This is a genomic window from Chitinophaga sp. CF118, from assembly GCF_900112615.1.
Taxonomy (GTDB): domain Bacteria; phylum Bacteroidota; class Bacteroidia; order Chitinophagales; family Chitinophagaceae; genus Chitinophaga.
The window spans coordinates 18,724-45,004 of the sequence record NZ_FOMK01000007.1; the positions used below are offsets into that span (position 1 = coordinate 18,724).

21 protein-coding genes are annotated in these 26,281 nt (G+C 44.7%); 2 read left to right on the forward strand and 19 right to left on the reverse strand.

The features are described from left to right. Positions 1 to 86: 86 nt before the first annotated feature. The 14 genes from BM176_RS23405 to BM176_RS23465 form a co-directional block, all read right to left on the reverse strand. The gene (locus BM176_RS23405) at positions 87 to 1,253 is read right to left on the reverse strand and encodes a redoxin family protein (RefSeq protein WP_090106771.1); all 1,167 of its coding nucleotides are present in this window, start codon (positions 1,251 to 1,253) and stop codon (positions 87 to 89) included. Further along, positions 1,231 to 3,690, reverse strand: coding sequence for a zinc-dependent metalloprotease (locus BM176_RS23410; protein WP_177230511.1), 2,460 nt, complete (start codon positions 3,688 to 3,690; stop codon positions 1,231 to 1,233). Before BM176_RS23410 ends, BM176_RS23405 begins: the two co-directional genes overlap by 23 nt. A gap of 66 nt (positions 3,691 to 3,756) precedes the next feature. Next, the gene (locus BM176_RS23415; RefSeq protein WP_090106772.1) at positions 3,757 to 5,160 is read right to left on the reverse strand and encodes a RagB/SusD family nutrient uptake outer membrane protein; all 1,404 of its coding nucleotides are present in this window, start codon (positions 5,158 to 5,160) and stop codon (positions 3,757 to 3,759) included. A 14-nt stretch (positions 5,161 to 5,174) separates the two neighbouring features. Beyond that, complete coding sequence (locus BM176_RS23420) at positions 5,175 to 8,501, reverse strand: SusC/RagA family TonB-linked outer membrane protein (protein WP_177230512.1); 3,327 nt, start codon at positions 8,499 to 8,501, stop codon at positions 5,175 to 5,177. Positions 8,502 to 8,739: 238 nt separating this feature from the next. After that, positions 8,740 to 9,903, reverse strand: coding sequence for a FecR family protein (locus BM176_RS23425; protein ID WP_090106774.1), 1,164 nt, complete (start codon positions 9,901 to 9,903; stop codon positions 8,740 to 8,742). Positions 9,904 to 9,990: 87 nt separating this feature from the next. Next, positions 9,991 to 10,590, reverse strand: a complete 600-nt coding sequence (locus BM176_RS23430; protein ID WP_090106775.1) for an RNA polymerase sigma factor — start codon at positions 10,588 to 10,590, stop codon at positions 9,991 to 9,993. A gap of 306 nt (positions 10,591 to 10,896) precedes the next feature. Next, on the reverse strand, positions 10,897 to 12,036 hold the full coding sequence (locus BM176_RS23435) for a hypothetical protein (RefSeq protein ID WP_090106776.1): 1,140 nt from the start codon (positions 12,034 to 12,036) through the stop codon (positions 10,897 to 10,899). 1 nt (position 12,037) lies between these two features. Beyond that, on the reverse strand, positions 12,038 to 13,339 hold the full coding sequence (locus BM176_RS23440; protein WP_090106777.1) for an HlyD family secretion protein: 1,302 nt from the start codon (positions 13,337 to 13,339) through the stop codon (positions 12,038 to 12,040). Beyond that, complete coding sequence (locus BM176_RS23445; protein WP_090106778.1) at positions 13,329 to 15,551, reverse strand: peptidase domain-containing ABC transporter; 2,223 nt, start codon at positions 15,549 to 15,551, stop codon at positions 13,329 to 13,331. Before BM176_RS23445 ends, BM176_RS23440 begins: the two co-directional genes overlap by 11 nt. Positions 15,552 to 15,600: 49 nt before the next feature. Then, positions 15,601 to 16,602, reverse strand: coding sequence for a grasp-with-spasm system SPASM domain peptide maturase (gene gwsS, locus BM176_RS23450; RefSeq protein ID WP_090106779.1), 1,002 nt, complete (start codon positions 16,600 to 16,602; stop codon positions 15,601 to 15,603). Between the two features lie 2 nt (positions 16,603 to 16,604). Further along, the gene (locus BM176_RS23455) at positions 16,605 to 16,811 is read right to left on the reverse strand and encodes a hypothetical protein (protein WP_090106780.1); all 207 of its coding nucleotides are present in this window, start codon (positions 16,809 to 16,811) and stop codon (positions 16,605 to 16,607) included. Beyond that, complete coding sequence (gene gwsG, locus BM176_RS23460; RefSeq protein ID WP_090106781.1) at positions 16,804 to 17,790, reverse strand: grasp-with-spasm system ATP-grasp peptide maturase; 987 nt, start codon at positions 17,788 to 17,790, stop codon at positions 16,804 to 16,806. The genes BM176_RS23455 and gwsG overlap by 8 nt, the downstream gene beginning before the upstream one ends. A 148-nt stretch (positions 17,791 to 17,938) precedes the next feature. Further along, positions 17,939 to 18,070 (reverse strand): hypothetical protein, encoded by a 132-nt coding sequence (locus BM176_RS33000; protein WP_255373578.1) that lies wholly within the window; start codon positions 18,068 to 18,070, stop codon positions 17,939 to 17,941. A gap of 104 nt (positions 18,071 to 18,174) precedes the next feature. Beyond that, positions 18,175 to 18,399 carry a hypothetical protein gene (locus tag BM176_RS23465; RefSeq protein ID WP_090106782.1) on the reverse strand — a complete coding sequence of 75 codons (225 nt, stop codon included), beginning with the start codon at positions 18,397 to 18,399 and terminating at the stop codon, positions 18,175 to 18,177. Between the two features lie 213 nt (positions 18,400 to 18,612). On the opposite strand from BM176_RS23465, the gene BM176_RS23470 reads away from it, so the two are divergent. Next, positions 18,613 to 19,914: an aldo/keto reductase gene (locus BM176_RS23470; RefSeq protein WP_090106783.1), complete on the forward strand. Its 1,302-nt coding sequence runs from the start codon at positions 18,613 to 18,615 to the stop codon at positions 19,912 to 19,914. On the opposite strand, the gene BM176_RS23475 is transcribed toward BM176_RS23470, so the two are convergent. From BM176_RS23475 to BM176_RS23485, 3 genes are all read right to left on the reverse strand, one after another. Next, positions 19,911 to 20,594: a DUF6624 domain-containing protein gene (locus BM176_RS23475; protein ID WP_090106784.1), complete on the reverse strand. Its 684-nt coding sequence runs from the start codon at positions 20,592 to 20,594 to the stop codon at positions 19,911 to 19,913. The genes BM176_RS23470 and BM176_RS23475 overlap by 4 nt on opposite strands. Positions 20,595 to 20,698: 104 nt before the next feature. Next, positions 20,699 to 20,920: a hypothetical protein gene (locus BM176_RS23480; RefSeq protein ID WP_090106785.1), complete on the reverse strand. Its 222-nt coding sequence runs from the start codon at positions 20,918 to 20,920 to the stop codon at positions 20,699 to 20,701. A 300-nt stretch (positions 20,921 to 21,220) separates the two neighbouring features. Next, on the reverse strand, positions 21,221 to 22,051 hold the full coding sequence (locus tag BM176_RS23485; protein WP_090106786.1) for a tetratricopeptide repeat protein: 831 nt from the start codon (positions 22,049 to 22,051) through the stop codon (positions 21,221 to 21,223). 125 nt (positions 22,052 to 22,176) lie between these two features. Here BM176_RS23485 and BM176_RS23490 point away from each other — a divergent pair, with 125 nt between their 5' ends. Then, positions 22,177 to 22,728 carry a DUF4303 domain-containing protein gene (locus BM176_RS23490; protein WP_090106787.1) on the forward strand — a complete coding sequence of 184 codons (552 nt, stop codon included), beginning with the start codon at positions 22,177 to 22,179 and terminating at the stop codon, positions 22,726 to 22,728. A 24-nt stretch (positions 22,729 to 22,752) separates the two neighbouring features. On the opposite strand, the gene BM176_RS23495 is transcribed toward BM176_RS23490, so the two are convergent. Both BM176_RS23495 and BM176_RS23500 read right to left on the reverse strand, forming a co-directional pair. Continuing rightward, positions 22,753 to 24,711, reverse strand: a complete 1,959-nt coding sequence (locus BM176_RS23495; protein ID WP_090106788.1) for an NUMOD1 domain-containing DNA-binding protein — start codon at positions 24,709 to 24,711, stop codon at positions 22,753 to 22,755. A gap of 542 nt (positions 24,712 to 25,253) precedes the next feature. After that, on the reverse strand, positions 25,254 to 26,114 hold the full coding sequence (locus tag BM176_RS23500; RefSeq protein WP_143097897.1) for a hypothetical protein: 861 nt from the start codon (positions 26,112 to 26,114) through the stop codon (positions 25,254 to 25,256). Between the last annotated feature and the right edge of the window lie 167 nt (positions 26,115 to 26,281).

The window sequence follows — 26,281 nt, forward strand, 5'->3', positions numbered from 1 at the left end:
CCGACCTTGCTGTTACTTTGCTTATATACTCATCTAACCGTTCTTTCACTTTAACTGACATTTTCGTAAATAGTTATAAGTCTGTTTTACTGCTTGTAACGTTGAAGGGTCTCCTCTTCTGGCTTCAGCACATTTGACGAATTCGTACCATCCTTCCTGAGCATTTGAATAAACTTTTTCTGACAATCGATGGCTCGCTTTTTATCGCCTATCGCATAATAGAGCTGACCGAGTAATTTAACAACACCCTTTTCTCCTGGGTCTGAATGTGCAGCGGCCTGCTTCGCCCATTTGAGTGCAAACTCATAATCAGGCTTAAAGGAACCATCAGACCTTGTAACTACTATCCAAAACGCCAGGGCAAGCTGGTCTTTCGGAGTCCACTGACTCATCAGCTCTTCACCTAATTGCCTTCCTGCGGAGGAATCTTTTCGGCTGAGGAATTCATATTTCTTACATAATAAATAATTCTGCATTCCGGGATAAACGGGCAATAAATCCTCTACGATTGCCAAAGCCTCCTGGTAGTTCCCATCCTTGGACGCAATCATCATTTTTTTACTAAGGGCGTTATACCGTTCTTCTTTTTCCTTTGCCGCCGCTTCGATCCTTTTTTTGCCCGCCTCATCGTAGTTACCGTTCACCACTGCATCCAATACATCATCCACAAAATTCGGATGGCCATGCCAGGCAATTTTCCCTTGCTGATCAACGATAAATAGCTCGGGAATTCCACTGCTACCAGCAGCTTTAAGCCATGTTCTTTCCATAGTATCGTCAGCTGCATCGACTGCAACAGTATAACTCATGCGATTGCCCGAATACTTAACAAACCGCTCCACCTTTGGCAGGAAGTCAGTTTTTTTATCCTCCTTAACATCGAAGCTGAGTACCTCTGCTTTGCCTTTGTATTTTCCCGCCAGCTCAGACAAATGAGGCATGGCCGCCTGGCAGGGCCCGCACCAGGTAGCCCAGAACTCCACTACATATACCATTCCCGGCTTGAAACTTGTCACGGGGGTTCCCTTGAGCCATTTACGCACTACAATCCGGGGAGCGGGATCACCGACCTTCAGCGTATCAACGTCTGTTTTCACAAGAACATACTGACGGCCATTCGCATCTGCCCGGCCAATTGATGGTACCATCAGCATTGCAAAGACCACATTCAAAATATTATTGAAAATCACTTTCATACTTTTAGTTTTAATAGATCCCTGAAACTTGATTTTATTTCTTCGGATGCAATGCATCTTCTATCCTTTCACTGCCAAACTGCAAGTGAGCTTTGCTTACCGGGTCTTTCTCAACCACAAGCGCTGCTTTAATCCCTCTCTGCAATTCGTTCAGATGCGCCCGCGCCAATGATATAACCTCTGCCTGAGTGCTACCAACGGGCCTATCGGCAGGCACTTTAATCATTTCAATGAAACAGGTAATATAAGCCACCTGCAGATCACGGCGGTATGTATCTATCATTGCACCCGTTGCCAGCTCAGACCAAACCGCCTTCTTCACATCACTGAAAAATTCAGCTATCGGATAGTTGTCAGCTGCCGGGAATGTGCGGATACTGCGTTGTACTTTATCCACGCTGTAAAGCAGATCTGTAAGCACCCCTATTCCAAACTTGTTGACCTCAGCAGGCATGGAGCTGTATTTAGAACCGATCTCTTTATTGAATAACCATTGTGGTGTTTGAAATACCTGTTCGTTCAGGAAAGCTACTGCCTGTTTCTGGCGGAATTTAGGCACCGGTACGTATGGATCCCCTTTTTCTTCTACAGTCCTACTGGTTATATAAATACCTCCTACATTGGTAGTTACATGCTTTGTATACTGGCCCAATTGACCTAGCAGGGTCGTATACATAACTGCGAGATTGTAGTATCCTTCATTTGGAGTTCTTGTCCACTCGGGCAATTGTACAATGATTCGCTTAAGGTTCTTTATTCCATACAATCCGGCCTTCATAGCATCATCTCCTAAATCTTCATTCTGGCTTCTTGGATCCATTGCGCCAAAGATGAGCTGCGGACCATACCATAACCGGTGGTTTTTTGAAAGGTTATCAATGACCCATTTATTCAGGAATGTTTTCTCTTCCTTCTCGCCTCTGATATCAGGAAATAATCTATATCCCCATTCGATGGCCCATCTATCATAGTCCCCTATACGTGGGAAGATGCCTGTTTCGCCTATATTATCTTCGGGCTGTGCTACGTAATTAAACCTTGCATAGTCCATAATAGATGGCGTATGCCCGTGAGTTTCCACCCATTCTTTATTTCTTAAGCTGTCAACAGGAACAGTTGAGGAGGAGCCAAAATTGTGCATAAGGCCTAATGTATGCCCTACTTCGTGAGAAGACACAAAACGAATGAGCTGTCCCATCAGGCTGTCATTAAACTCCATTTTTCTCGCTTTTGGATCTACGGCTCCGGCCTGTATCATGTACCAGTTATGCACAAGGCTCATTACGTTATGATACCAGTGAATGTGCGTTTCCAGGATCTCTCCTGTACGTGGGTCATGTACGTGTGGCCCCATGGCATTTGCAATGTCAGAGGGTTTATAAACAATAGCAGAATGAGTAGCGTCTTCCAGGCTCCAGGTACTGTCATTTGCAGGTGCTTCTTTTCCAACTATGGCATTTTTGAAACCTGTTTTTTCAAATGCAGCGTTCCAGTCATTCACACCCTGTATAAGATAAGGGACCCATTTTTTTGGAGTAGCAGGATCAACGTAGATCACGATCTGTTTTTGAGGTTCTACCAATTCACCACGTTTGTACTTCTCCATATCTTCAGGCTTGGGTTCCAGCCGCCAGCGGGTGATCATTGTTGTATTTTTTACTCCCTGCGACTCAGCGTCGAAGTCGACATAGCCTGTTCCAAAGTATCCAACTCTACCATCTTCATAACGCGGCTTCATAGGTATTTTGGGCAAAAGCACCAGAGAACTATTCAATTCAAATGTGAGGGGACTTCCGGAAAGATCCGTTGCGGCAGCATAGGTTTTTACCGTCCTGATCTCAACATTCTGTGAGAAGGTCTTGATGGACTCAACATAAGACCGGTCGCGTTGAAGTCCGCCAATTTTGAATTGTGTTCTCGACCTGCCTGATATAGAAAAAATGTTGTTATCACTGTTGATGATATCAGTGATGTCAATCACCGTGGCTGGATTTTTTTCATTATAGCTCTTAACCGGAAAAGCAGCCAGTATGGGTTGTACACTGGAATTCCGAACCGAACGATACATACCGTTTTGAGAAGAATCAGATGAACGCACCATATAGGAAATACCACGCATAAATACCTTGTCCGAAGGGCCTTTCTCAAATGTGATCACTCTTTCATCAATTTCATCGCCTGCGTAATAGGATGCTGCTCCAAGTCTTAGTCCATCAACCGGCGATTTGGCCAAACGGCTTACCATGAGAATTTCTCTACCCAGTAAAGTATCAGGAATTTCCAGGTAGTAGCTGTCATCGACTGTGTGAACAGTAAATAAGCCCTTACGTGTGGTCACCTTTGAAGTAATCACTTTATCGTACGCCTTCACGGCGCCTGGTTTCACAGTATCCGCTTTAGCGGTGGCAGTGGCGCTATCCTGCTTAACTTCTTTTTTCTGGGCAATACCCTCCAGAGCACACAGCAAGGCTGTGGCCATAATAAGCTTTTTCATGTTCTGCTAGATGATTATTTTTTTAGTATACCGGCAATCGTGGGTTCACGATTGCCGGTGCATGATTCAGTATCCGCCATTCTGAGTCAGATTCCGGTTGGCATCTCTTGCTGTTTGCGGAATAGGATATAATATTGCGGTTGACGTCCAGGTAGTTTTTAAAGTGCCCAATACATCATCAGCCCGGGTTTTGGTGGCCGGTGCCGTAAGGCTGGGCCAGCGTTTCAAATCGAACCAGCGGTGCCCCCATTCACAAAATAATTCATGTCTTCTTTCGTTTTCAATGGCGGCCATGGCTGTTATTTTATCTGTCATGGTGTTATCATTATCAAGCCCTGCGCGATTACGGATCACATTTATATCAGCCTGGGCCCCGCTGATATTACTCTGCTGCGTTCTTGCCTCGGCGCGGATAAGGTATTGCTCGGCAACACGAAGCACCAGGTAATTCTCGGTAGCACCTAAGCTGGTTTTATATTTATAGGGACCACTTCCCGTTGACCCCGTTTTCACCCAGTTTGTTTTTCTTACATCATTGCTATCAAAGCTATTTATCAAAGTGGGCAACATCGTATGATCGAAATAACCAAAGTAATTGAACCAGCCTAGAAAAATGCTTGCCTCAAGAGTGGCCGAGAGAGGCGTTCTATCCCACTCCAATATGGATTCAGTTCCATTCTTTAAGAACACATTGTTGATGTTTGCAGTGGTCTGCAATGAATACAAACTGGTGTTATCCAACACTGCTGTTGCCATTGCTTCAGCATTTGCCCAGTCTTTTGTATAGCAATACACTCTCGCCAGCATAGCAGCGGCAGCCCATTTATTGGCACGGATCCGTTTTGCACCAGTAATAGCGTAGTCGCCGGGTAAAGTGTTCATTGCATCTGTCAGATCGGCTTTAATTTGTGTATACACCTCTTCTACTGTATTCCGGGGAGCATCAGCTGTTTTTTCTTTTGCTGTAGCGGTAATTAGCGGCACGGGACCGAAACAATTCACCAGGTAAAAATGGCAAAATGCTCTCAGGAATTTAGCTTCACCCATGAGCTGTGTTTTAACTGCCTCGCTCATTCCTGTGGATGTTGAACTATTTTCAATAATAGTGTTACACTGGTAAATTGCTTTGTAGTAGTTGTCCCATATATTCTTAACATCGCTATTGTCCGGCAGTAGCTGGTTCTTTTGAAACTGGTCGTAAGAAAGTACTGTTGTATAATAAGCCAGTTCATCGGCAGAAAAGGCAGCCAGTCGCGTCATTTCCCCGTTAAATGCAGTGGTTGTAGACAAGTTGGAATATAGGCCACTGATAGCTGCCTGCGCATTAGCGTCGTTGGCAAATACCACATCTTCTGTTACCTGCGTTTTAAAATCAGGTTCCAGGAATTTCTCGCAGCCAGTTGTGAGAACTGTCATGCTTACGATAAGGCAGCTATATAGTATTGTTTTATGAAAAGCTAGTGATTGCATAGTCGTAAGTTTTTTTAGAATGTACACTGTAGGCCGGCTGTTACTCTTAATAATGGTGGTACTGAGACGGCCCCTGATTCTGGATCAAAGCCATGGTAATTGGAGATCACAAACAGGTTCTGCGCCTGCATGTAAATTCGTAAACCCACCAAGTGCAATAGTTTCAGCGGCCTTTCGGATAAATTGTACGACAAGGCGGCATTGGTAAGACGAATAAAGGAGGCATCCATATAAGAAGCATTGGCATAATTAACATAATAGAAAAAATCTGTTGTGCTGGATGCTTTAATAAAGGCTTTATCCAGCCCCTTTGCCCTGATATCACTGATAGCCTTCCGGGGAACGTTATACATTAAACCAGGCTGCGAAATAGAAGCCAGATAGTTTCTTTTTTGCAGATCTCCTGTATACTGCAATGTGAAATCCAGCTGCCAGTTCCTGTAACTAAACGTGTTGGTGAAGCCACCGTAATAACCGGCATAACTTTTACCTATATACACTTTATCTCCTTTACCATAAATAGCCGCTCCGGAGAAATAATCTATCTTTCCGTTTTTGTTTACATCTGCATACTGTGGCCTGCCCATTGAATCCAGTCCAAGAAAAGGTATGGCAAAATTAGAGTTAAGTGGTTTGCCCACCTGCAATGGGCTTGAAGCACTGGCAAATGCCGTGTTTTCAATACCATCGAACTTCAACAGTTTATTATTGGGTATGGTAATATTGAAAGAGGAGGTCCATCTGAAGTGCTTGTTACTAATATTCACCGTATTTAACTCAATTTCCCAGCCGGTGTTCTGCACCACTGCATTGTTAAGGTTAGCTGTATACGAGGAGAACCCTGTTTGCGTGCTTACGGGCCAGCCAATAAGCTGATTACCGGTGCGATTGCGGTACCAGGCGACGGTGGCCAGTACCCTATTCTTTAAGAAACCTAATTCCAGGGCTCCTTCCAGTTTGGAAGTTGACTCCCAGCCAAAATCAGGATTCTCCAGCATTGAAGGAACCAGTCCGGCAGTTCCGTTATATCCGTAAGAAGTATTAGTGTAGAGGGGCAGATAGGCATAATTTCCACCACTCACATTGTCAGAGCCTACCCATCCGATACTGCCTCTTAATTTTCCATGACTTAAAAAAGTAAGGTGGTCAGCGAACGATTCATTCGAGAATAACCAGGCAGCGCCAATAGCGCCAAAATTTCCATAGCGGTGGCCAGACCCAAATCGTGAAGAGCCGTCGCGGCGGAAAGAACCGTTCACAATATATCTGTTCTGCCAGTTAAAATTGGTACTGCCGAAGAATGACGCATATTGGAATGCGTTGTACGTTGTATTGTTGGAAACAGTACCAGCCAAAGCAATATTGTTGATATAAGCGTCTGAACTAAAATTATAAGCGTTCACGCTAAACGGCATTTCAGCAACGGTTTTCATAATGGTAGCACCCGCCATTACATTTAATGTACCGCGGCTGATTGAACGTACATATTGCAGCTGCGGTTCAAAATTCAACGATTGACTGCGGTTGGTAGAAAGCAGATTGGAAGACAGGAAAAAAGTATTGCCTGGATTGGCCGCTGATTTTGGATTCAGTTGTTGTTGATCTGTTTCCACACGGGTATACCCGATGGAAGCTTTGGCATCCAGACCCGGTAATATGTTGTAGCGCAATGATAAATTAGAAGTAAGGGAAAAAGTTTTATTAGAATAAGAAGTTCTTATCGCTGCATAAGGGTTGTTACCATTCCAGTCCCATTTTAAGTTTCCTGCAGCATCAAAAGCCTCAAAATTTGGTGGCATCGAATAAGCATAAGTGCCATATGAGCCGGTGGGCAGCCTGGTATTTGTCGAATTCACCATTCCAGTTAAAGCAATACTGAACTTGCCGGAATTAGCAGTATGGTTCAGGGAATAATGTACACCAGCTTTTTCGGAACCGCGCCTGTCAGGGAAAATGCTGTTTTCGTAATGATAATTGCCAGAAATAAGGAATGAAGTTCCGCCGGCTCCACCGCTCATGCTCACATTCACATCGGTGGTATGCGCAGTGTTGCCCAATAGTCTATCCTGCCAATCTATGGTTTTGGTACTATCCCAGGTAAACAGATCAGGGGCGCTTATAGCAGTGGGCGATATACCGGAATTCTTAAATGCTTCTTTGCGCAAGGCAATATATTCAGGTGTTGTTAAGAGATCTACCCTCCTGGTATTGATCGCAATACCAGTATTCACATTGATTTCCACTTTTGTTTTACCCTGCTTCCCTTTTTTAGTAGTGATCAACATTACACCGTTGCCTGCACGTGAACCGTAGATAGCGGTAGCATCAGCATCTTTCAGGATCTCGACACTTTCAATATCGTTTGGATTAAAACTGTACAGGGGATTTCCATAACCACCCGGACCGATTATATTATAGGAACTTCTGGAGCTTCCTGTCCCGCTGACAGACGGAAGAATAATAGGTACATTGGGATAAGGTACACCATCAACTATCACCAGTGGAGCACTGGTAAAAGGATCAGTATTAACAGAGTTTTGTCCTCTTACCTGAAAAGTAACGTCTCCACCGGCCAGTCCGCTGGCCTGGCTGATACTTAACCCGGTTACTCTGCCCGCCAGTGCCTGCAATACGTTGTTTACCGGCTGTTTGGCAATTTCTTCACCGGTTACACGGCTTATAGAACCAGTGCTGAGCCGGCGGGTTGTACTCTGACCGTATGCCAGCACCTGTACCTCGTCAAGTTTGCTTACAGCAGCCTTTAACTGCAGATACAGGAAGCCCTTATTATCTTTCTGTGGTATTTCCTTTACCTGTACTTCTCTTGTTTCATGCCCTATAGCGCTGATCAGCAGTACATCACCGGCTTCCAGGCCACGCAGGGTAAACCGTCCTGAGGCATCGCTGATGATCCCTTTGCCGGTGCGTTTTACCTGCACGGTAACATCACCCAGGGGACCTGCTTCCCCGATTATTTGTCCGCTTATTTCCAGGGAAGGGGGGGAGACTACAGGTTCATCGATGTTCCGGGGCGCAGGAGCTGCTTTTTCCTTTAATTTCAGTACTACTGTCCGGTCAATGATTTCGTAAGAAAAAGGCTGGTTTCTGAAACACTGGCCAAGTGTTTCCTGGATGGAACTGTTGTGTACGGAAATGTCCACTTTTTTGGCTTCTTTCATCCATTCTATCCGGTAAACAAAGGAATACCCGGTTTGCCGCTGGATTTCGGCAAAAGCCTTTTCCAACGCTACATTTCTGGCAGAATAGGTAACGGTCTGGGCCAGACTTGTTGCACTTACATGTAAAACCCCAGCTAATAGGAGAACTGCCATTAGTTTCATGACTCTCCGGATTTTGGTTGTTACGGTACCGCACCTGAGTGGATACCCGGCGAAAAAATTCATTACCTTTGGATTTGGGTGATTAAATACGCGATTTAGACGATCATGCTAATTGCCCAATAGTGCCGGACTCCGATTGCAGTCGGAATCCGGTTTTTGGTTGGTTTTGGTTATGGTTCACTGTTTTATCTGTCCATGCATTTCCCTCTTTTTATAGGTATAGTAAACTGTAGTAAGACTATTCTGGTGTAATGATCAATTGCCTTCCGCGCAGTTCTGCCTCTATGCCGCTTAATTCCAGTACTTTTATCACTTGCGACAGGTTCATATTACGCGGTACTTCCCCTCCCAGGTGTACGTCTTTAAAGCTGCCCTCATACACGACTTCCACATCATACCAGCGGGCCAGCTGTCGCATTATCACGGTAACATCATCTCCTCCAAAGCGGAACCGGCCTTCTTTCCATGCAATCGCTTCGTTGACGTCTACCCTGGCAATGTTGATGTTTTCAACTGCCGGCAGTATGCTGGCCTGCTCCCCAGGTTTTAACACATTGCTCTGTGTTCCCTTCACTACTTTCACCGCTCCTTCGAGCAAGGTTGTTTTTAACGCCGGTTCATCTGTGTAGGCCATGATATTAAAATGGGTGCCCAATACATCCACTTCCATATTATTCACAACAACCCTGAAAGGCATGGCCTCATTCTTTGCCACTTCAAAATAGGCTTCCCCGCTAAGCTCTACCATCCTGGCTCTGCCCTTGAAAGCCGTTGGATAGCGCAAACTACTGGCGGCATTCAACCATACCTGCGTACCATCAGGCAATGTTACCTGGAACTGGCCACCCTTTGGTGTAGTAAGTACATTATAAGATAATTCTGTCTGTCCCTTTCCCGTGTTATAAGCCAGTTGTCCGCTGTCTAACTTGATCACCTTAGTATTGCCCTGTTGCGTCAACATACCGTTCTGTACACTATCGAGGGTAATAACCGAACCATCCGCCAGTGTTAATGTGGCTTTGCTGCTGCCAGGCTTTATGTCCTGCACCATTGTACCGATATGCTGCTGCTGGCGGTTCTGCCATAAGTAAACGCCTCCGATCACCAGGCACAAGACGGCTGCTGCTGCTGCAAGACGCCACCACTTACGGGACGGGCTATAGAGCGGCACCACCTGAGATGAGGCTGCCGAAACCGGGGGTAGGTCTGGCAGCGGATACTTACCCGGAGATGCTTCCTGCCTGTTCCACGTCTCATCAAATAATGAGAATACCATTACCTCCTGCAAATCATCCCCATCTGCCCCAAGTTTATCTATCAGTTCCTGCAACTCTTCTCTTGTGCATCGATTATCGATGTACTTTTTGTACAATGCTGCTAATTGTTCCTTATTCAATGCCATTGTTATTTTAGCGCACTTTATACAGATACGCCTGGAAAGAAAAAGAATACTAGTTGTCCCGAAAAAAAATTTAAAATAATAGTATGCCTATACGGACTGACGTTGCTGCATACAGATTGCGAGCACCAGGAGGGCGATATCGGAGTGGGTGGTTACATACCGGCGTATGAAACTAATAGCCTCTGCCATATGGTTTCTTACAGTGTTCTTACTGATCCCCATCTTGCTGGCGATCTCCTCGTAACTGAGGTCTTCGTCCCTGCTAAGCAGGTATATCTTTTGTTTCTGTGGTGGGAGTTGCCTGATCGCGTCGTGATAGGCTTTCTGTAATTGTTTTTCCATCAGATGGTCCGGGCTGACCTGCTGCAATGCCGTCATATTATCGTAAAGCTGTTGCTGCAACGTTCTGTCGCGTTTAGCCTTGCGGAAAAAAGTAATAACCTGGTGATAAGTGATTTTCCTGATGTATGCTGTAAAAGACTGGTTGATATCTATCTGGTCTCTTCTGTCCCATAATTTCAAAAAGACCTCCTGCACCACTTCTTCGGCTGTTGAGCTGGATTTCGTAAGTATAAAGGCAAAAGAAAAGATTTTGTCCCTGTATAATTCATACAATTCAGCAAAAGCTGTGGCGTCTCCTTCAATCAGCATCCTGATCAATTCATAGTCCGAATGCCTGGAAGACATAATTTAATAAAAGTTTGTTATGGTGCGACATTTCTCAGTCTGTTGGTTTGTGCATTCCCGGCAATATCCAAGTTGGATATTTTGACACCTTAAAGGTAGTAAAATCCTGATAAGATCGGGTATATTATAGTTGTATTCTTTAGCGGGAAGGCGAAGCTGTAGTTATTATATATAATAAATCAATATTATCCAGCAGTGCGTACACTCGATGCAGAAAAACTCCTTATACATGCAGATACATTTGCCTTGAATACAATCTTCTGAAGTTATATTTAAAGGTGATAAGATAGAAAGTGCCCCGCCAGTTCAACTATTTATCTCTGCAAAAACTTTACTATTAAAATCATAGGGCTGACCTGTAAGATTATACAGAGGCAGCAAGGAATTGTATTGCTGTTCAAAAGCCTCATACTGTGCCAGAAACAGCGCATACCATGCTGCTCCTTCTTCTTTGAACAGATTCAGTTCTGCAAACATATCCAGCGACAGCTTAAATCGCTGCATATGGAAAATAAATCTCCCCTTCACATCATGTTGCTGCATAGTAGTAAGCCCGGTTAGATCAATGCAGCCCTGCAGGGTTTTGGTAATCTCCATGAAAGTGAACATGCCATGGAAAAACAGATATACACTGGGGTAATGACCCGGATTGCCCACGAGATCGCCCAGCGGCGTATTGTAGTTGATAGTGAACAGCTGCTGCTTGGTTTCATACGTTAAAGTAAAGTAAGTGACATGGGCACCTTCATGCGAAATATGATCTGCAAAGAATATTTCATCATCCCAGGGGTTGACGTGCAGGAAAATCATGTTGTGGGCAGACAATACCGAAAAAGAATTCTGCTGTGTTGCTGTAAACAGCATGACCTTCTTCAGATTTTTCAGCAACAGTCCGAAATGATCAGGGTTTAGCTGCCGGATGATATGCATACCTTTGTTGAACGATGCCAGATGCTGCAGATGCAATCCGGATACATGGATATCCTCCGGGTGGTTACCCTGTTCTGTGAATACATTCATCAGTAATGGGTGATGATCTGTCACGATCTCTATGCCATGCTCGCTATGGAGTATCGGTTCAAAAGTAAAGGGTATCTCGTTTTCTCCATCGAGCAACGTCATGGTATTGCCGGTGGTACGGAGCATGAGCGAACTACCGGTAAAGGATGTACGGAGGTAGCCGGTATTGGGGAGGTAGATAAGCCCGTTGCTGTTTGGAAACACTGCTATTAGCGGTTTCCTGGACTGCTCATAACCATAGATGATGCTGTCCAGCCATTTGTTGTCCTGCTGCTGCAGATAGGTATACAGCAATGGCTCAAGATAAATATCGTCGTTGTAGAAATCAAGCCGCTGGAAAATATCCTTGTGCCTGGCATACAGCATTTTCTTTACGGAATCTACCACGGCGCCCAGATGCTCTTCAAAGTTTGCATAGTAGTTCATATCAGTAAGTATTTTTATTAATAATGGAATTAAATAACCTGTCGTACAATGTCAGGTCTTCTACGATGATGTCTGCCTCTCCGGTCAGTTCACTTTTATTATCCAATGGTTTGTGCAGCGTGGTAACCAGGGGCTTTGGCAGCTGTACTTTTACGCTATAGAAGCCTTCTTTGGCGGCTGCAGACATAGCCGTTACCGTACCTTTCAGCATGCCAAATTCCGTATATGGGTAGTTGTTAAGCCGGATATTGCATTTCAGGCCCACCCGTACTTTCCCGGAGTTGGTGATAGGCAGTTTGGCAATGGCAAAATACTCCTGGCCGGATACCGGCGTGATGGTAAATACTTTCTGTTCGTTGCTCAGGAACTGATCCGCTGTTCTGATATCATAAAAATTCAATACTCCGCTGACGGGAGCATCCAGTACATATTTGTTCTGCCATTCTGTAAGCTGGAAGGTAAGGTCGCTGTACGACTGGAAAATGTTTTTACGCAGGTTGAATAGGGTATTGTCGTAATCCGCTGCGAGGGTGACGTTCTCTTTGGTAAGCGCCTGTTCCTGCAGCTGGTTGCTAACCCGGGTGTTGTTCAGCTCTTCCACGATGCTCTGGGTGTTGAGGTACGCAATTTCCTTTTGTTCCACCTCTGTTTTGGCTACTACCCGCAAGCTATCCAGCAGCATGTTCCGGTCCAGATCCGACTTGGATAACATGCTTTGGCGCTGCAGAATCGTTAGTTTATGCTGCAGCTGGCGGTCCAGGTCGTTCATGCTCCTGGCCCTGTCTGCATTGATGGTCAGTTGCCGGCGCTGGATGTTCAGGCGGTTAAATAACCGCAGCTCTTCTACGCTTTTGTAAAAGCGTGCGTATCCCGATTGCATATCACCAAGTGCGGTCAGTTCTTCAAATTTTACGGTATCTATTTTCTCCCAGAATCCTGACCCGCTTACGTGCCGCAATATTTCACGCAGCTGCAGCACTTCCTGATAGCTGGCACTGTTGTATAATACCATGATCCATTCACCAATGCTGACGGTATCCTGGTCGGCCTTGAGCAGACTCACTATCCGGCTGCTGACACGATTATGCACGGTAACGGGTGGCGTACTGGTGGTAACTACCGCTTCCGATGTAATTACATCCGGGTAACGGACTACTTTCATGCCGATGATGATGATGATGAAAATCACCAGCATACCAATGCTGCCATAGGTAATAATCCTGGATGGAACCTTGTCCAGTATATCCTGGAAGTATTCGCTGCGGATGTTGATCCTGTTTATTTTTTGTTCGTCAATTGGCAATTTCTAACTGATTTTTGATTAATGTATGATAGTATCCCTTGCGTTCCACCAGCTCTTCATGGCGGCCTATTTCCTTTATTTCACCCTTATCCAGCACAATGATCTGATCTGCCCGGCGAACGGTGCTTAACCGGTGTGCAATGATGATGACGGTTTTACCCTGGAAGAAGGCATCCAGGTTTTCCACGATCTTTTTTTCATTATTGGCATCGAGGGCGCTGGTAGCCTCGTCGAAGAAGAGGAATTCAGGATTCTTATAAACAGCTCTGGCAATAAGTATACGCTGACGTTGTCCGCCGCTGAGTGTTCTTCCGCTGGAGCCTGCGGCGCCAATAATGGAGTTGAACCCGGCAGGTAACGCATTGATCAATTCCTCGATATTGGCTATTTTGGCGGCATTCAGCAGTTTGTTGATGTCTACGTTTTCATCGCTGGCGGATTCTGTGATATTCTGTGTGATAGTGTCGGAAAATATGTAACCATCCTGCATCACGGTGCCGCAGAGGGAGCGCCAGTTGTCGGATCCAATATGTCGCAGGTTGTAATTACCCACCATAATATCGCCGGTAGTAGGTAGATATAGTTTGAGCAGGAGCTTAAGCAGCGTGGTTTTGCCGCTGCCGCTGTCGCCAACGATGGCGGTTATTTTTCCCCGCGGAATTGTCAGGTTCAGGTTCTTTAGTACAAGAGTGTTAATATCCCGTACATACGAAAAACTGAGATCTTTGATGTGTATATCATAATTCTGAGGCGGGAGTTTCATCAGGGTATTGTCGTTCAGTTGTTCCTGTTCAGGGGTAATATGATCTATATCGGCGAACCGCTCCATGCTGAGGCGCGCATCCTGTATGGACCGGAAAAAGTTCACAAGGCCCAGCATGGGACCATTAATCTGCCCTACGATATATTGTATGGCCAGCATAACCCCCAGGCTGATTTTTCCGTCCATCACCAGCAGTGCGGAGGAAAACGTGATCAGGATATTCTTTACCTCGTTGATAACGTTGCCGCCTATACTCTGAAACTGAGTCAGCTTGAGGGAGGATACCGATGTTTTGAAGTAATCTACCCGTACACGTTCCCAGTCCCGTATATGCTTTCTTTCTGAACCATTTACCTTTACTTCCTGTATGCCGCCCACAATCTGTATCAGTTTGCTGTTCATGCCGGAGGATGAGTCGAACCGGCGGAAGTCCAGCTCCGCACGCTTTTTCATGAATGCCCATACCCAGGTGGTATACAACGCGATGCCTAGTATGAAAATGAAAAAGATGGTCCAGCTGTAATAGGCCAGCACCACGAGAAAGATAGTGGCGTTGAGATAGGAAAAGAATGCGTCAGGGGCTGTGGAGAGAAAGGCGTCCAGCCGGGATGATTCATTGATACGTTGCAGAATATCGCCTGGCGTTTTGGAATCGAAGAACGAAACCGTTTTGCTGAGCAGCTTCACCAGGTAGTCCGATGAGATGAGCATATTTATACGGGCTGCCACATACAACAGCAGCCAACTCCGGATGGCTGCTATAAATGACATACTAAAGAACAGCATTAACTGTGCTAATAGCAGCACATATACGAAATTCAGGTTGTTGAGATTGATGCCTTTATCTACCAGCTTCTGTGTGAGGAAGGGGAGTATCAACTGCAGTATGCTGCCCAGGAATAACCCCAGAAATATCTGCACTATATATTTGCTGTAATTTTTGATATAAGGGAAAAGCCCCAGTAGCCCTTTGGAGGATTCGGTGTTTTTTTGTTCAAAGAAGCTGGAGGATGGTTCCAGTAATAGTACGATGCCTTTGGTGTTTTCATCTGCCAGCGCGTTATTCTGCCAGGCTTCAATGAAATCTTTTTTGCTGTAGGAGAGAAGGCCGTGAGAGGGGTCCGCCACTTGTACCTGTCCTTTGTCAAAGGCATATACGATCAGGAAGTGCCGGTCGCGCCAGTAGGTGATACAGGGCAGGGGAGCCTTTTGTTCCAGCACCTCATAGGAGATAGAGGCCGGCACGGTTTTGAACCCCAGTGTTTCAGCACCTTTCATCAGGGATTTGATCGTGATACCATCCGGCGTGATGTTACAAATATCACGCAGGTGCTCGGAGCTGAAATTCCGCCCGTAAAATTTGGATATGATTTTCAGACATGCAGGCCCGCAGTCGAACTGATCTATCTGTTTAAAAAACGGAAATTTTTTCTTCTTGAATAAAGGCATAGCACTTGGCTCTTATGTTATGGTAAACAATTGCACAGCGGATCTGATTTTACCAGGTATTTTCCTGCTGATTGAACGTGCACATATCTGTTTTATAATACTTGTCGTTTTCCTGTCTGATATCACTGTTACTGACACAGGTATAGCGGTACTGACAGTTTTTGCAGTCTTCAATCCGGTCGTTGGAAAGAAACCACTTTTCACGAAATGCGGGCTGGGTGATCACCACCTCCAGCCGTTGTTCGTTTACGTGGCCGAAAGTATTGGCATGCGAAATGTAATTCCTGATATTTCCCTGGCTATCGATGGCCACTTTCCGGTTCAGGCCCAGGTTGTGGGACTGGGCTTCCGTGAAGCTGATAATGTTGGGGGAGAATCTTTCCAGGCGAATCTTTTCATTGGTCTCCTGCCTGATATCTTTTTTGAATGCTACTATTTTTCTGCCAAAACGGTCGTTGTCATTATACAATACGGTGTCTTCCGGCGCTGCATATACATATATCCTGCGCAGGCGTGGTTGCAGGTCCATCAGGGCTATCCACTGTGCTGCGCTGATATCACCGGCAGGGGCCATTATTTCACAATAGTTGATCTGGGTACCGGCAAGGGCTTTCAGGATTTCATCTGTAATTTGTACGGGACTGAAATAGCGGAGTAGCCGTATCTGTACCGCCTGGCAGCTTAGTTCATTGAGTTGCGCTATGATGGCAGGAAAATGGTAGCTGCCCGGATCATCCTGTTCCAGAATGGCGTTGGTGATATGATGGGGCATTTCCCAGGATAGATCAATATCGGGGAAGCGTTCCGGTTCGGTGGTGTAGAACGCAATTTCTTTTTCAACGAACTTATCCATGAACTGTTTGATCTGCCGGTAACGGGTTTCACCATATATCTCCGGTAATTGCTCCAGTGGCGTAAATTCCACTTCCCGAAGTACATCGAGGAAGGCATTAGGGAGGTCATAAATAACAGAGCGCTCCAGGTCATAAATGGCGCTGCTGTGTTTACCAGCAACAATACGGCAGGACGCAAAAAATTTAAACCATTCCATCGTTACAGAATATTGGAAATCGCTTTATAAAAAGGCAAAATCACATAGGCGGATGTGTTATGCAGATGACTGTGCACTGTGGTAGGTGCGGAGATGGCTTTATCGCTGATGCTCCTGACAAACAGGTAATAGTTGACAGGCAGAGCGGAGGCAAGTTCCGGCGGAAATGGCTGCAGGGAAACGGGTGGTTCCTCAGGGTATTTATGCATGGTGTGAAAGGTATTGTGCAATTTTTTTATCCAGTTGATAATTACAGGGAACAGAGGTCATATCGTATTGTCCCACAGGATTTACTTCCAGGAAAACGTAACGGCCGCTGCGTGTTTTTACAAAGTCCAGCGAGCCGGTATTCAGTTGCATGGCCTGCATGAGCTGCACTATCAGGTGCTGGATGTTTTCCGGAAGGAGATAGGGAACATTTCTGTTGTTGGCATATTTCCTGAAATCGATTTTGGTCTGTTGGTTCATTTGAGAGAAAATAGCCATGGCATAGCATTTCCCATCGAGGTAGAAGACGCGGAGGTCCAGTTCTTTATCCAGTTTTTCCTGAAATAGTGAATAGAAGAATTCCTCCGGAAGGGCGGTTAGGATGTCCGGGGTGATTTCTTCTGTATAGCTGGTGTAGTTCGTGGTCTTATCTTCCTGTATGGTGATTCCGGGGCTTTCCCAGAGCGCTTTGGTGATCAGGGGGCCGTGGATATCCAGAAACTCCTGCAGTTCTTTTTTTGAGCGGGTAATGAGCGTTGCAGGTACATCCAGTCCCAGTTGCTGTGCGGTGATGAGCACTTCAATTTTGTTAACACTGGATTTACCGAAATTGCCCAATATCCGGGTAGATGTTGCCAGCAGAACAAACAGGGCTTTTTTGGCAATGGTGTTCTCCTGGCCGAGATGATGTACAATGTCCGGGTAATAACTGGCTGTTTGCAGGGAGGCTATGGCCCGTGTATCAGGTGGTTTGGTGCCGTCCCGCCGATACCATACTGCAGTGATTTCCGACAGTGCGGCGCGTACTTTGCCGTTAAAATGCATATCTGCCTGACTGCTGACTACCTGTAAGGTGGGGGCATGGGCAGGGTCCAGCAGGTCCGTACCGTTGATCCGGCGGAAGGGCTTTCCCAGATAGCGCAGCCAGTCAATCACTTTATCCGTAGAAGGTTCCAGGTCTTTGGATATTATCAGAACCATAGGTAATAAACAGATTTAAACAAGAAAAGTGATGTCAAGCAATGTTGACATCACTGTGATAAATTGAAGCAATGCTTGCTACAGGCGTAACGCCAATAACGAGTTGGAATCAGTAGTCAGTAGGACTTCCTTTTCGTAATCAATCCAGTCAATTTACACCTTCACGGTCAGGGTTGCACGTAGTATGGCATGCAGCTGCAGCCAGCCCCGACATTCTTTCGATCTCATTTTCTGTATTGATCTCGTTATTTTTAAAATCTTCCAGGGATAATCTGTTCATGGGAGGATTTTAGCGGTGTGATACGAAGGGTAACAGGGCTATGCTACAAACATTTCATTCCTGCAGGTTACATTTTTAGTTTTGTACTGGCAGGAATTACCTTCTTAAAACAAGGTCAACGCAGGGCTGATAGAAAGATCACTGATTTCTGCCAGCTGTACTGCTTCTTGCGTATAGTCAACCCAGTCAATGTAAGTGGCGTCCGCCTGAGGGTTGCAGGTCTTGTGACAGGCAGCAGCGGCAAGTCCCATGAGCTTTTCAATTTCGTTATTGCTCTCAGCAATATCCAGTTGGAAGTCGTCCAGTGACAAACGTTTTGATTGTTCCATAAAATATAGGTTTTTGTTTTAAGAATAAATAAATTTATATTTAAATTCAGATATATCCAATAAAAGTTTTGACTGATTTCATTATTTTCTGACCCTTGAAGAAAAATATAAAACCCGAACCTATATCTATATACGTTAGCGTTCCATACTATCGGAAATGGTGGCGAATAACCACTTCAACAGCCCTTATTAATTACCTGAAAATTACTTTCCATGATACAGCTGCATGAACTGAGCAAGATCGGATTTGGTATGTACCGGACATCCGCCGGCCACGAAGAACACCTGGAAGCGCTACTGCATGCCGTACGTAACGGCTGCAACCTGCTGGATACCGCGTCCAATTATGAAAATGGCGCATCGGAAATGCTTGTTGGCAAACTGCTGGAAATTATTCCACGGGCGCAATTATTTATTGTTACCAAAGCAGGCTATATCAGTGGCGATAATCTCGTATCATTCAGGAAATTACAGGAATCGGGCAAGGGTTTGGAAAATGTAGTGACGATCAGTGATACCTTCCTTCATTCCATGCATCCTGAATATCTCCGCTTGCAGATAGATACTTCATTGCGCCGCATGGGTACTACCTACCTGGATGGATTCCTTCTGCATTCCCCGGAATACTTCTTTGAACAGCAGGCAGCAATTGCCACCAAAGCCGAATACTACCGCAGGTTTGAGCAGGCTTTCTCGTTCCTGGAAACGGAGGTTGCCGCCGGCAGGATACGTTACTATGGCGTCAGTTCCAATACGCTTAGTATTACAGATGGACCTAAGGCTACTGACCTGGCCGAGCTGGTTGCCGCTGCGAGGCGTATAGGAACAACCAATCATTTTAAACTGATACAGTTCCCCTTTAACATCATCGAACACCAGGCGGATGTGTATGCGCCGGCCAGTAAAATGAGTTTACTGGAAATGGCTGCCCTGCATGGTATCCGTACATTTGGTAACCGCCCGCTGAATGCTAATTCAGCCAATGGTATGCTGCGTATGGTGATCTATCCTTCCCAGCATTTTTCCAGTAATCCCGCTGCTGACGAAGCCGTGCATGATAAATGCTTTGCATTGCTGGAACAACAGCTGCAGCAAAAGAAGCCAGAGAGCAGCCTGAATAATTTTGCATTGTTGGCCTTCCTCAGAGATAACTGGAAAACTGTTCCACATGAAGAGGCCTTCAATAAGCTGTTCTACGGCACATTGTATCCGATCGCTCACCTCCTGTACGACAATAACATCCCGGTAGAGATGATGCAGTTGTTACGTTCCTTTGAGCAGATATGCTGGCAGTATTGCCTGCAAACCTCCACGGGAAGGGTGATCAGCTGGCTCAGGGAAAATGGTCAGGAACGGCTCCTCCCTACAATACAAGGAGATACACTGCCTGTAGTTCTCTGTAGGGAATATCTGCACCGGGGCATGGATCATGTACTGGTAGGGATGCGCCGCGTTTCCTATGTGGATGAGTTGAAGCCTGTTTTTCCACCGGTATCGCCTGTAGACGCATGTTAATTTTTTGCGGGCTTTTTAAAGAAGTCTGCTTCTATAGCCGGCAGTTCCCTTGCATATTGTGCCGCATCCCATTTCATATCAAAGCCTGACAGGTACTCGGCCATGGAAGACAATCCCATGGAGGCGCGCCGTTTGTCTACTTCTTCAGGATTTTCCAGTGGAGCCACCTGGTAATGATTTGTTTTCATATTCCAGATCACCTGGCTGCCATACAGCTGACGGTTGCCATGATGCAACGCCACACGATCTTCCAGCAGTGCCAGACTTCTCAGTGCCGCTTTACCATTGGCTGCAGCATCACGCATCACCGGCAGGTACTTATTCTGGGTTTGAATGCCCGAATGCTGTATCACCATAAAGAGGGTGGTATTGCCACTCTTACCTATCTCATCTTCTCCCAGCCAGCCAAATTTATCAATAATGGCGGCTACCTTCAGCAAATTCAATGAATCAGCGGTAGCCATGTTTTTAAACAGGGATTTCATTTCGGGAGAATCTCCACCGTATTTACTTTGCACACTTTCCAGTTGCGAACGATACTGCTGATCCGAGGAGGCAGCCGTTGCTAACATCTGGATGATGGAATCTTTTTGTATAAGGGTTAAAGGTGCATGCTGACAAAAGGCGCTGTTACCTAAACATACCATCAGCAATGATATACATGCGGGATAACATTTCATAGTGATTGTTTACCAGCTAAATAAAAAAGTCAAAACAAAACATGCAGGCAGAAAGTTATACAGTAACTCCTGCCTGCTTTTCACTCATGCGGTTGCGTTACTGATTAAGCCAGTGCACTCAACTGATCGTTTAGGCTCAGTTGAGGGGCTGCCTCAGCAAGACCCCATTCGTAATCAATCAGGGTAGTGCTACCATCCTCGTTTTTGTGAGGGCCGGTAAGATGACAGCCGGCAGCTGCCAGTCCGAGCATTCTTTCTACTTCATTGCCAGAATTAACTGCTTCCATCTGGAAGTCTTCAAGGGTTAAACGCTTTGAATTTTTCATAAAAAAACTGGGTTTGGGATGAGAAATTGAATATAGAGATTTTAACAAGTTAAATCATATTCTTGTAATTTCCATTGATTTTTCCTGCTGTAAAACTGCTGTATTCCCTGATATCTGGTGGCGGGATGTGTCCAGGCTGATAATAACTGATTGATGATAAGTGTTTTCCGGACAGACTTATACGGAATACCAGCTAACAGTCAGCATAAAATAAATGAAAAAAATAAGGATAACTTTTCAAGCCCTATAATATATATATCAGCGTTACAGGCGGTTAACGGTAAATTATATACGCTGCAATCACCGGAGTTTTAACTGCTGCATATAATAGCTGTACATCCAGCCTTTTACCTGATAGGGATAAGGTTCATAAATAGCATTGTCTTCCGGAATGGAATAACCTTCCTTGAAATTTTTCCAGGATGCAGCCAGTGTTTCCCGCGCTTCCAGTTCACGATGTAACCTTATCAGGCAAAGACTTTTGTAATATCCTGCATCTGAAAACTGCGGGTATTGTATCAGCGCCTTGTTGAAAAAATCTAATGCAGTGTAATAGTCTGCCGTTTCATAACCGGCTATACCCAGGTAAAAATAATAGAGGAAATGTACCGGCGCACTGGGGCTACTTTCCTGTACGCGTCGGATTGTTTGCAACAGAGCAGCTTTGGCGGCAGGATAGTTGGTCAGCTGCAGGTAACTCAGGCCCAGGTAAAAATCATAACCATGATCCATGACGCCCTGATGGTACCTTGCTATTTTGGCGGTATTGAAATCTGCTATGGCACCCTGATAGTTTTTCTGGAAAATACATTTAATAAATGCCCTGTAATCGAGGTATTCCGCCGGATCAAGCGCCACGGCTTTGTCCAGGTATATCATTCCTGCCTCATATTTACGCTGTTTGAAAAGCGGCATGGCCTTCTGCTGCCAGAAGGAGGCTTCTCCGGGAAGTATTGCGAGCGCACTGTCCAGGTACTGCTGCCATTCTGGTGAAAAATAATGATGCCGGTATGCGCCGTTGACAAGAAATCTTTTCTCTACGGAGTCTTTATCGGGTTGGAATTGAGCGGAAACTGTACTGCCAGCCAGGAAGAATGGCAGGAGCAGGAGGGTAACGGGTATTGCTTTCATGTGTTATAAAGATAATTCCTGAATATAGGATTATCAGGCCAATAGCTAATACTTTTCTTTAATTTGCTGTTCATCTTATAACGTCCTGTTCAGCGTTATGTTTTTTTTTATAAACAGACAATAATATGAACTTTGATACTTTAAGACAAAAAATAGAAGAGGCAACTAAAAAAGCATTTATTGAAATGTTTGAAAATTATGGAGCTGACGAAATTTATGGATTTGCGTTGTATAGTGATGAAGGTGCTATGACCGTGTGTCCTTCGACTAACACTTTAAAGCATTTGACTACTGTTGACCAAGACGATTTAACTTATCACAAATTTGAGCCAGCAGAATGGAAATATGAAATGAAAGGTGCTGACGAAGAGTTTAACGAAATTTGTATACAATTAAGAACCGAACTTGAGGAAAATGAATTTCTTGACAATCATGAATATAATGAAGAATGGTTTTTAAAATTTCAAAGCCAACTTTATAAAACCTGTATTGGGGTTTTGGAAAAACTAAAAAACGAGGGCTTTTTCAACAAAATAGTTGGTAAAGACATTTTTCTAACCTTTACAGTTTCTGAATATGAATTTGAAACGAAAGACTTAGAAAACATAATAAACAAACTTAACGACGACGCATACAAAACGGAATATTTAGATTGGATGAAAACGTGGGGACGATAAGCCGAACGCACAACATGTTTTCGTTTATTCTACTCTTAATTTCCAATAATCCCCACCAGCAGATTTTGACTTTCCATTGATCGCGCCCGAGATCCTGGAAAGTCCGATGCCCTCAATACGGGCAGCCTCACTGATGCTGGGATATTCTTTAATGAGTTCACCTGCCAGGGAATATTTCAGGACGGGCTTACTAATCTTCCTGATATGTCTTTGCGTGGGTGCAAAGTATTCTTTAATATCAATTTTTGCCGGGCCATCACCATATTGCCAAATAAAACCACCGGTAGTCTTTAATTTACCACGGGCGACCATCGAGATCGAAGAAGAAGAAGTTCCTGTGACGGTGGCTGCTTCCCGTGTGCTTTTATAGACATGAAGCTTGTGTCCCGTCAGATCATACTGGGTGACGATATGTGCTTTATTGGGAGAGGGTGTTTGGGCCAGGTCCCCATGATAAATATTTCCTCTTGTCCGCCATACAAACCCTGCAGCTGACCGTGTCTGATTATCCAGCGCTGCTGAAATTCCGCTTATATTAACACCACATGCTTTGGCAGCCTCCATTAAACTGGAATAAACGGCCAGTTTTTTTCCGTCCAATGAATACCGGATTACCTGCTTTCCTTTCCCGGCACCTGGATGTTTTGCCGTTTCAGCTGGAAGTTTCTGAGCTTCCTTTGCTGTCGCAAACCTCCAGATAAAACCACCAGCTGTTTTATTATGGCCATTCACATTTTTCTGGATATTATCGGGTGTAAGTCCTGTGGCACGGGCAGCAGCTTCTATTGTAGGATAGGTGTCTATCTTTTCCCCTTCCCGTGTGTGCCGGGTAACAGGTTTACCCCGGCGGTAATTCTTGTATTCCCCCGAATAAGGATCGCTTTGGAATCGCCATACAAAGCCATGTGCTACTTTAGATTTTCTATTAGCACAATCAAGGAGTACAGCCGTGCTAAATCCGGTAAGACGGGCTGCTTCGTTAACACTTGTAAAGCTTGCAACCTTCTTACCGTCCAGGTTATATTGTACAATCTCCTTTGGTTTGTTTTTGATTTTATTTTTATACTCGCCATTGTAAGAATCCCCTTCGTAGCGCCAGACAAAACCACCGCATGTCATGGATTTTCGCAGGGCGCATCTGCTGATGGTATTGGGGTCTACACCCATTTGGGTCCCGGCTTCTTTTACACTCTGATAAGTCTTTATTTTCTTCCCTTCCGGATTGTATTGGTTGACGGGCTTCTCATAAGAAAAACCCGCATGTTCACCATGATAAGGCATATCCTTAAACCGGTATACAGAGCCATGTAATTGTACAACTTTCTGTTGGGCGGCCATCCGGATGCTTCCCCGAGACGTATCATTGGCCAGGGCAGCCTGTTCAACGCTATCATATTCATTTAATTTTTTTCCGTCCAGAGAGTATTTAATGATGGGGCGTGGGGCGTTCTTTTCCGACGACTGCCGGTTGGCCTTTTTCATTTTCAGGCCTGTACGGGGCCTGCGTTTTAAGGCAAGGCCATGCCCATAGAGTTCCGTGCCATTCATGAGCACCAGATTATCGTACCGGTTATTGCAATTATCGCCATCTTTATGAACTACCAAAAGGTTGTCCATAGTAGTTCCCGGCGGCGCGACAAAAAATTCGTAAACCAAACGGTTGACATTGAAACTGTACTTTTGGCCCTCATATCGGAGGTGTAGACTTAATTGCTCCCTATAATCCCCTATATAGGAATTATAAGATTTAGTCAGAAACTGCTTTCTGATCTGTTCTTTGGTATAGTAAGATTTCCCGGTTATACTATTCACGGGTCTTGGTGCTGCCAGGAGACGGCCATAGTTCGATATGGAATAATATCCATCGAACATAAGTATGTCCTTCCATTCTTCCCCTTCCATTGAGTCAAGGGAACGGTTCGTAAAGGCATATTTGGAATAGTCCCGCTGCGGGGTACGATCGGGGTTAATTCTTGGTTTCATTGAGCTTTTGAATATAAAATGTAAACTATATCCATAAATTGTCCCATAATTTAGGCTGATAAGGGGCAATAAATATTCGCTGATCTAAAATAGAAAATGTATAATGTAGAATACGTTAACCCGATGTTATTGATTGAAAAATGTGGATTCTACTTATTTTGAAATAGTGATATATGGAATCTTTTAACTGGTACACCATGATGGGTATCATCAGAAACATTGAGCGGGCACCTAAAAGACATTTATTGGGGTAGCGCTTTGGGGAGTGTATAGCTAAATCTTTAATGATCTCAGGAGATAAGCAGGGTTAGAGCAGGAGGAAAGACGGGGAAAGGTTGGACCTATACTGAAGTAAGGTGTTTGCTCGGGTAAATTATACTAAAACTCAATTATGGGGTTATACATAGTTCTTCATTTACTGTATCAGATATATTTTATGCAAAAAATATCAGCAAACGCTTTTTCATGACATAGCGATGCTCATGGAAACATCCTTCCATGAGATATAACATTCATATTTTCATTGTGAAGAACGGATAATGTTAGCCTTCCGGGAGAGAATTATAAACAACAGACCTTAATATACTGGCAGGTACAGGGTATGGAGGGATTGTCCATAACCTGGGTGCTTTATTACGGTATTGTTTTTTTACTTCTTTCGGCTGTTCCTGTGGTGGTATTATAGCCATAACATCCAGGACGCATGCAGTTTTGTTTTGAGATAGATGTAAATGTCCATTCACCTCATATAAGGATTGTACTTCCAACAGGATAAGTGTAATGTTTCTACTGTCCGGATCCAGTTTAAGGGTAATGGGAGAATATTTTTCTCCCCGTTTGATTATGGTGGCTTCACCTATCACCTGGCGGGTGGTATGCTTTGTAAAATTGACGGATAAACCAATTGCCTTTATTGATAGATGGGTGACGTTTCGTAATGCGTTGCTGCTACTGGTGAAAGTACCAGGGAATGATAGAATAAGATCTCCCTGATCGTTTTTTTCAATGACAGGAGTGGCTTTTAAAAGCTGATGAATACTTGCAGCCCTGTTGAACTGAAAATCCTTCAGCAATTGCATATTGGCAGCTATTAACATTCGTCTGCCAGCCGGATGACTGCCATCTGCACGTAAGATTTTTCCCATCATGGTATTAAGACGGTAATGGAGCGTGTTATCATAGCAGTGTTGAGTATATTCACGCAGGGAATTGCGAATCAGACGGCTGGATTTACTGGCGATGCCAAAATCTGTCGCTGCCCTTTTTGTGGCAGTAGTTTGCTGTACTGTATCAGGAGCGCGGCGCACTAAGTATTGCTTCCGGTTCTTTTTATCTTTCCGGTAGTAGTACACCTGATTTCCTAATCTGCCAGAGAGGGCAATAATACTGTTTTGTTTTGCCATAAAAGGGTTCATTCAAAGCCCTATTAAGGTACTAAAAATCTGCCTTTCAGAGAAGCAATCCGTGTTATAATTCAGATTAAACCAGAAACTTTATGACTCTCAAAACTCAATTCCGATACTTTCAGCGATTTTATCGCTAAAAAACTCCCGGTGATCTCAAATATCAG

Excerpts from the sequence above, each read along its gene's own strand:
- BM176_RS23405 (WP_090106771.1), bottom strand. The coding sequence starts at position 1,253 with ATGCATTGCATCCGAAGAAATAAAATCAAGTTTCAGGGATCTATTAAA.
- BM176_RS23410 (WP_177230511.1), bottom strand. The coding sequence starts at position 3,690 with ATGAAAAAGCTTATTATGGCCACAGCCTTGCTGTGTGCTCTGGAGGGT.
- BM176_RS23415 (WP_090106772.1), bottom strand. The coding sequence starts at position 5,160 with ATGCAATCACTAGCTTTTCATAAAACAATACTATATAGCTGCCTTATC.
- BM176_RS23420 (WP_177230512.1), bottom strand. The coding sequence starts at position 8,501 with ATGAAACTAATGGCAGTTCTCCTATTAGCTGGGGTTTTACATGTAAGT.
- BM176_RS23425 (WP_090106774.1), bottom strand. The coding sequence starts at position 9,903 with ATGGCATTGAATAAGGAACAATTAGCAGCATTGTACAAAAAGTACATC.
- BM176_RS23430 (WP_090106775.1), bottom strand. The coding sequence starts at position 10,590 with ATGTCTTCCAGGCATTCGGACTATGAATTGATCAGGATGCTGATTGAA.
- BM176_RS23435 (WP_090106776.1), bottom strand. The coding sequence starts at position 12,036 with ATGAACTACTATGCAAACTTTGAAGAGCATCTGGGCGCCGTGGTAGAT.
- BM176_RS23445 (WP_090106778.1), bottom strand. The coding sequence starts at position 15,551 with ATGCCTTTATTCAAGAAGAAAAAATTTCCGTTTTTTAAACAGATAGAT.
- gwsS (WP_090106779.1), bottom strand. The coding sequence starts at position 16,602 with ATGGAATGGTTTAAATTTTTTGCGTCCTGCCGTATTGTTGCTGGTAAA.
- BM176_RS23455 (WP_090106780.1), bottom strand. The coding sequence starts at position 16,811 with ATGCATAAATACCCTGAGGAACCACCCGTTTCCCTGCAGCCATTTCCG.
- gwsG (WP_090106781.1), bottom strand. The coding sequence starts at position 17,790 with ATGGTTCTGATAATATCCAAAGACCTGGAACCTTCTACGGATAAAGTG.
- BM176_RS33000 (WP_255373578.1), bottom strand. The coding sequence starts at position 18,070 with ATGAACAGATTATCCCTGGAAGATTTTAAAAATAACGAGATCAATACA.
- BM176_RS23465 (WP_090106782.1), bottom strand. The coding sequence starts at position 18,399 with ATGGAACAATCAAAACGTTTGTCACTGGACGACTTCCAACTGGATATT.
- BM176_RS23470 (WP_090106783.1), top strand. The coding sequence starts at position 18,613 with ATGATACAGCTGCATGAACTGAGCAAGATCGGATTTGGTATGTACCGG.
- BM176_RS23475 (WP_090106784.1), bottom strand. The coding sequence starts at position 20,594 with ATGAAATGTTATCCCGCATGTATATCATTGCTGATGGTATGTTTAGGT.
- BM176_RS23480 (WP_090106785.1), bottom strand. The coding sequence starts at position 20,920 with ATGAAAAATTCAAAGCGTTTAACCCTTGAAGACTTCCAGATGGAAGCA.
- BM176_RS23485 (WP_090106786.1), bottom strand. The coding sequence starts at position 22,051 with ATGAAAGCAATACCCGTTACCCTCCTGCTCCTGCCATTCTTCCTGGCT.
- BM176_RS23490 (WP_090106787.1), top strand. The coding sequence starts at position 22,177 with ATGAACTTTGATACTTTAAGACAAAAAATAGAAGAGGCAACTAAAAAA.
- BM176_RS23495 (WP_090106788.1), bottom strand. The coding sequence starts at position 24,711 with ATGAAACCAAGAATTAACCCCGATCGTACCCCGCAGCGGGACTATTCC.
- BM176_RS23500 (WP_143097897.1), bottom strand. The coding sequence starts at position 26,114 with ATGGCAAAACAAAACAGTATTATTGCCCTCTCTGGCAGATTAGGAAAT.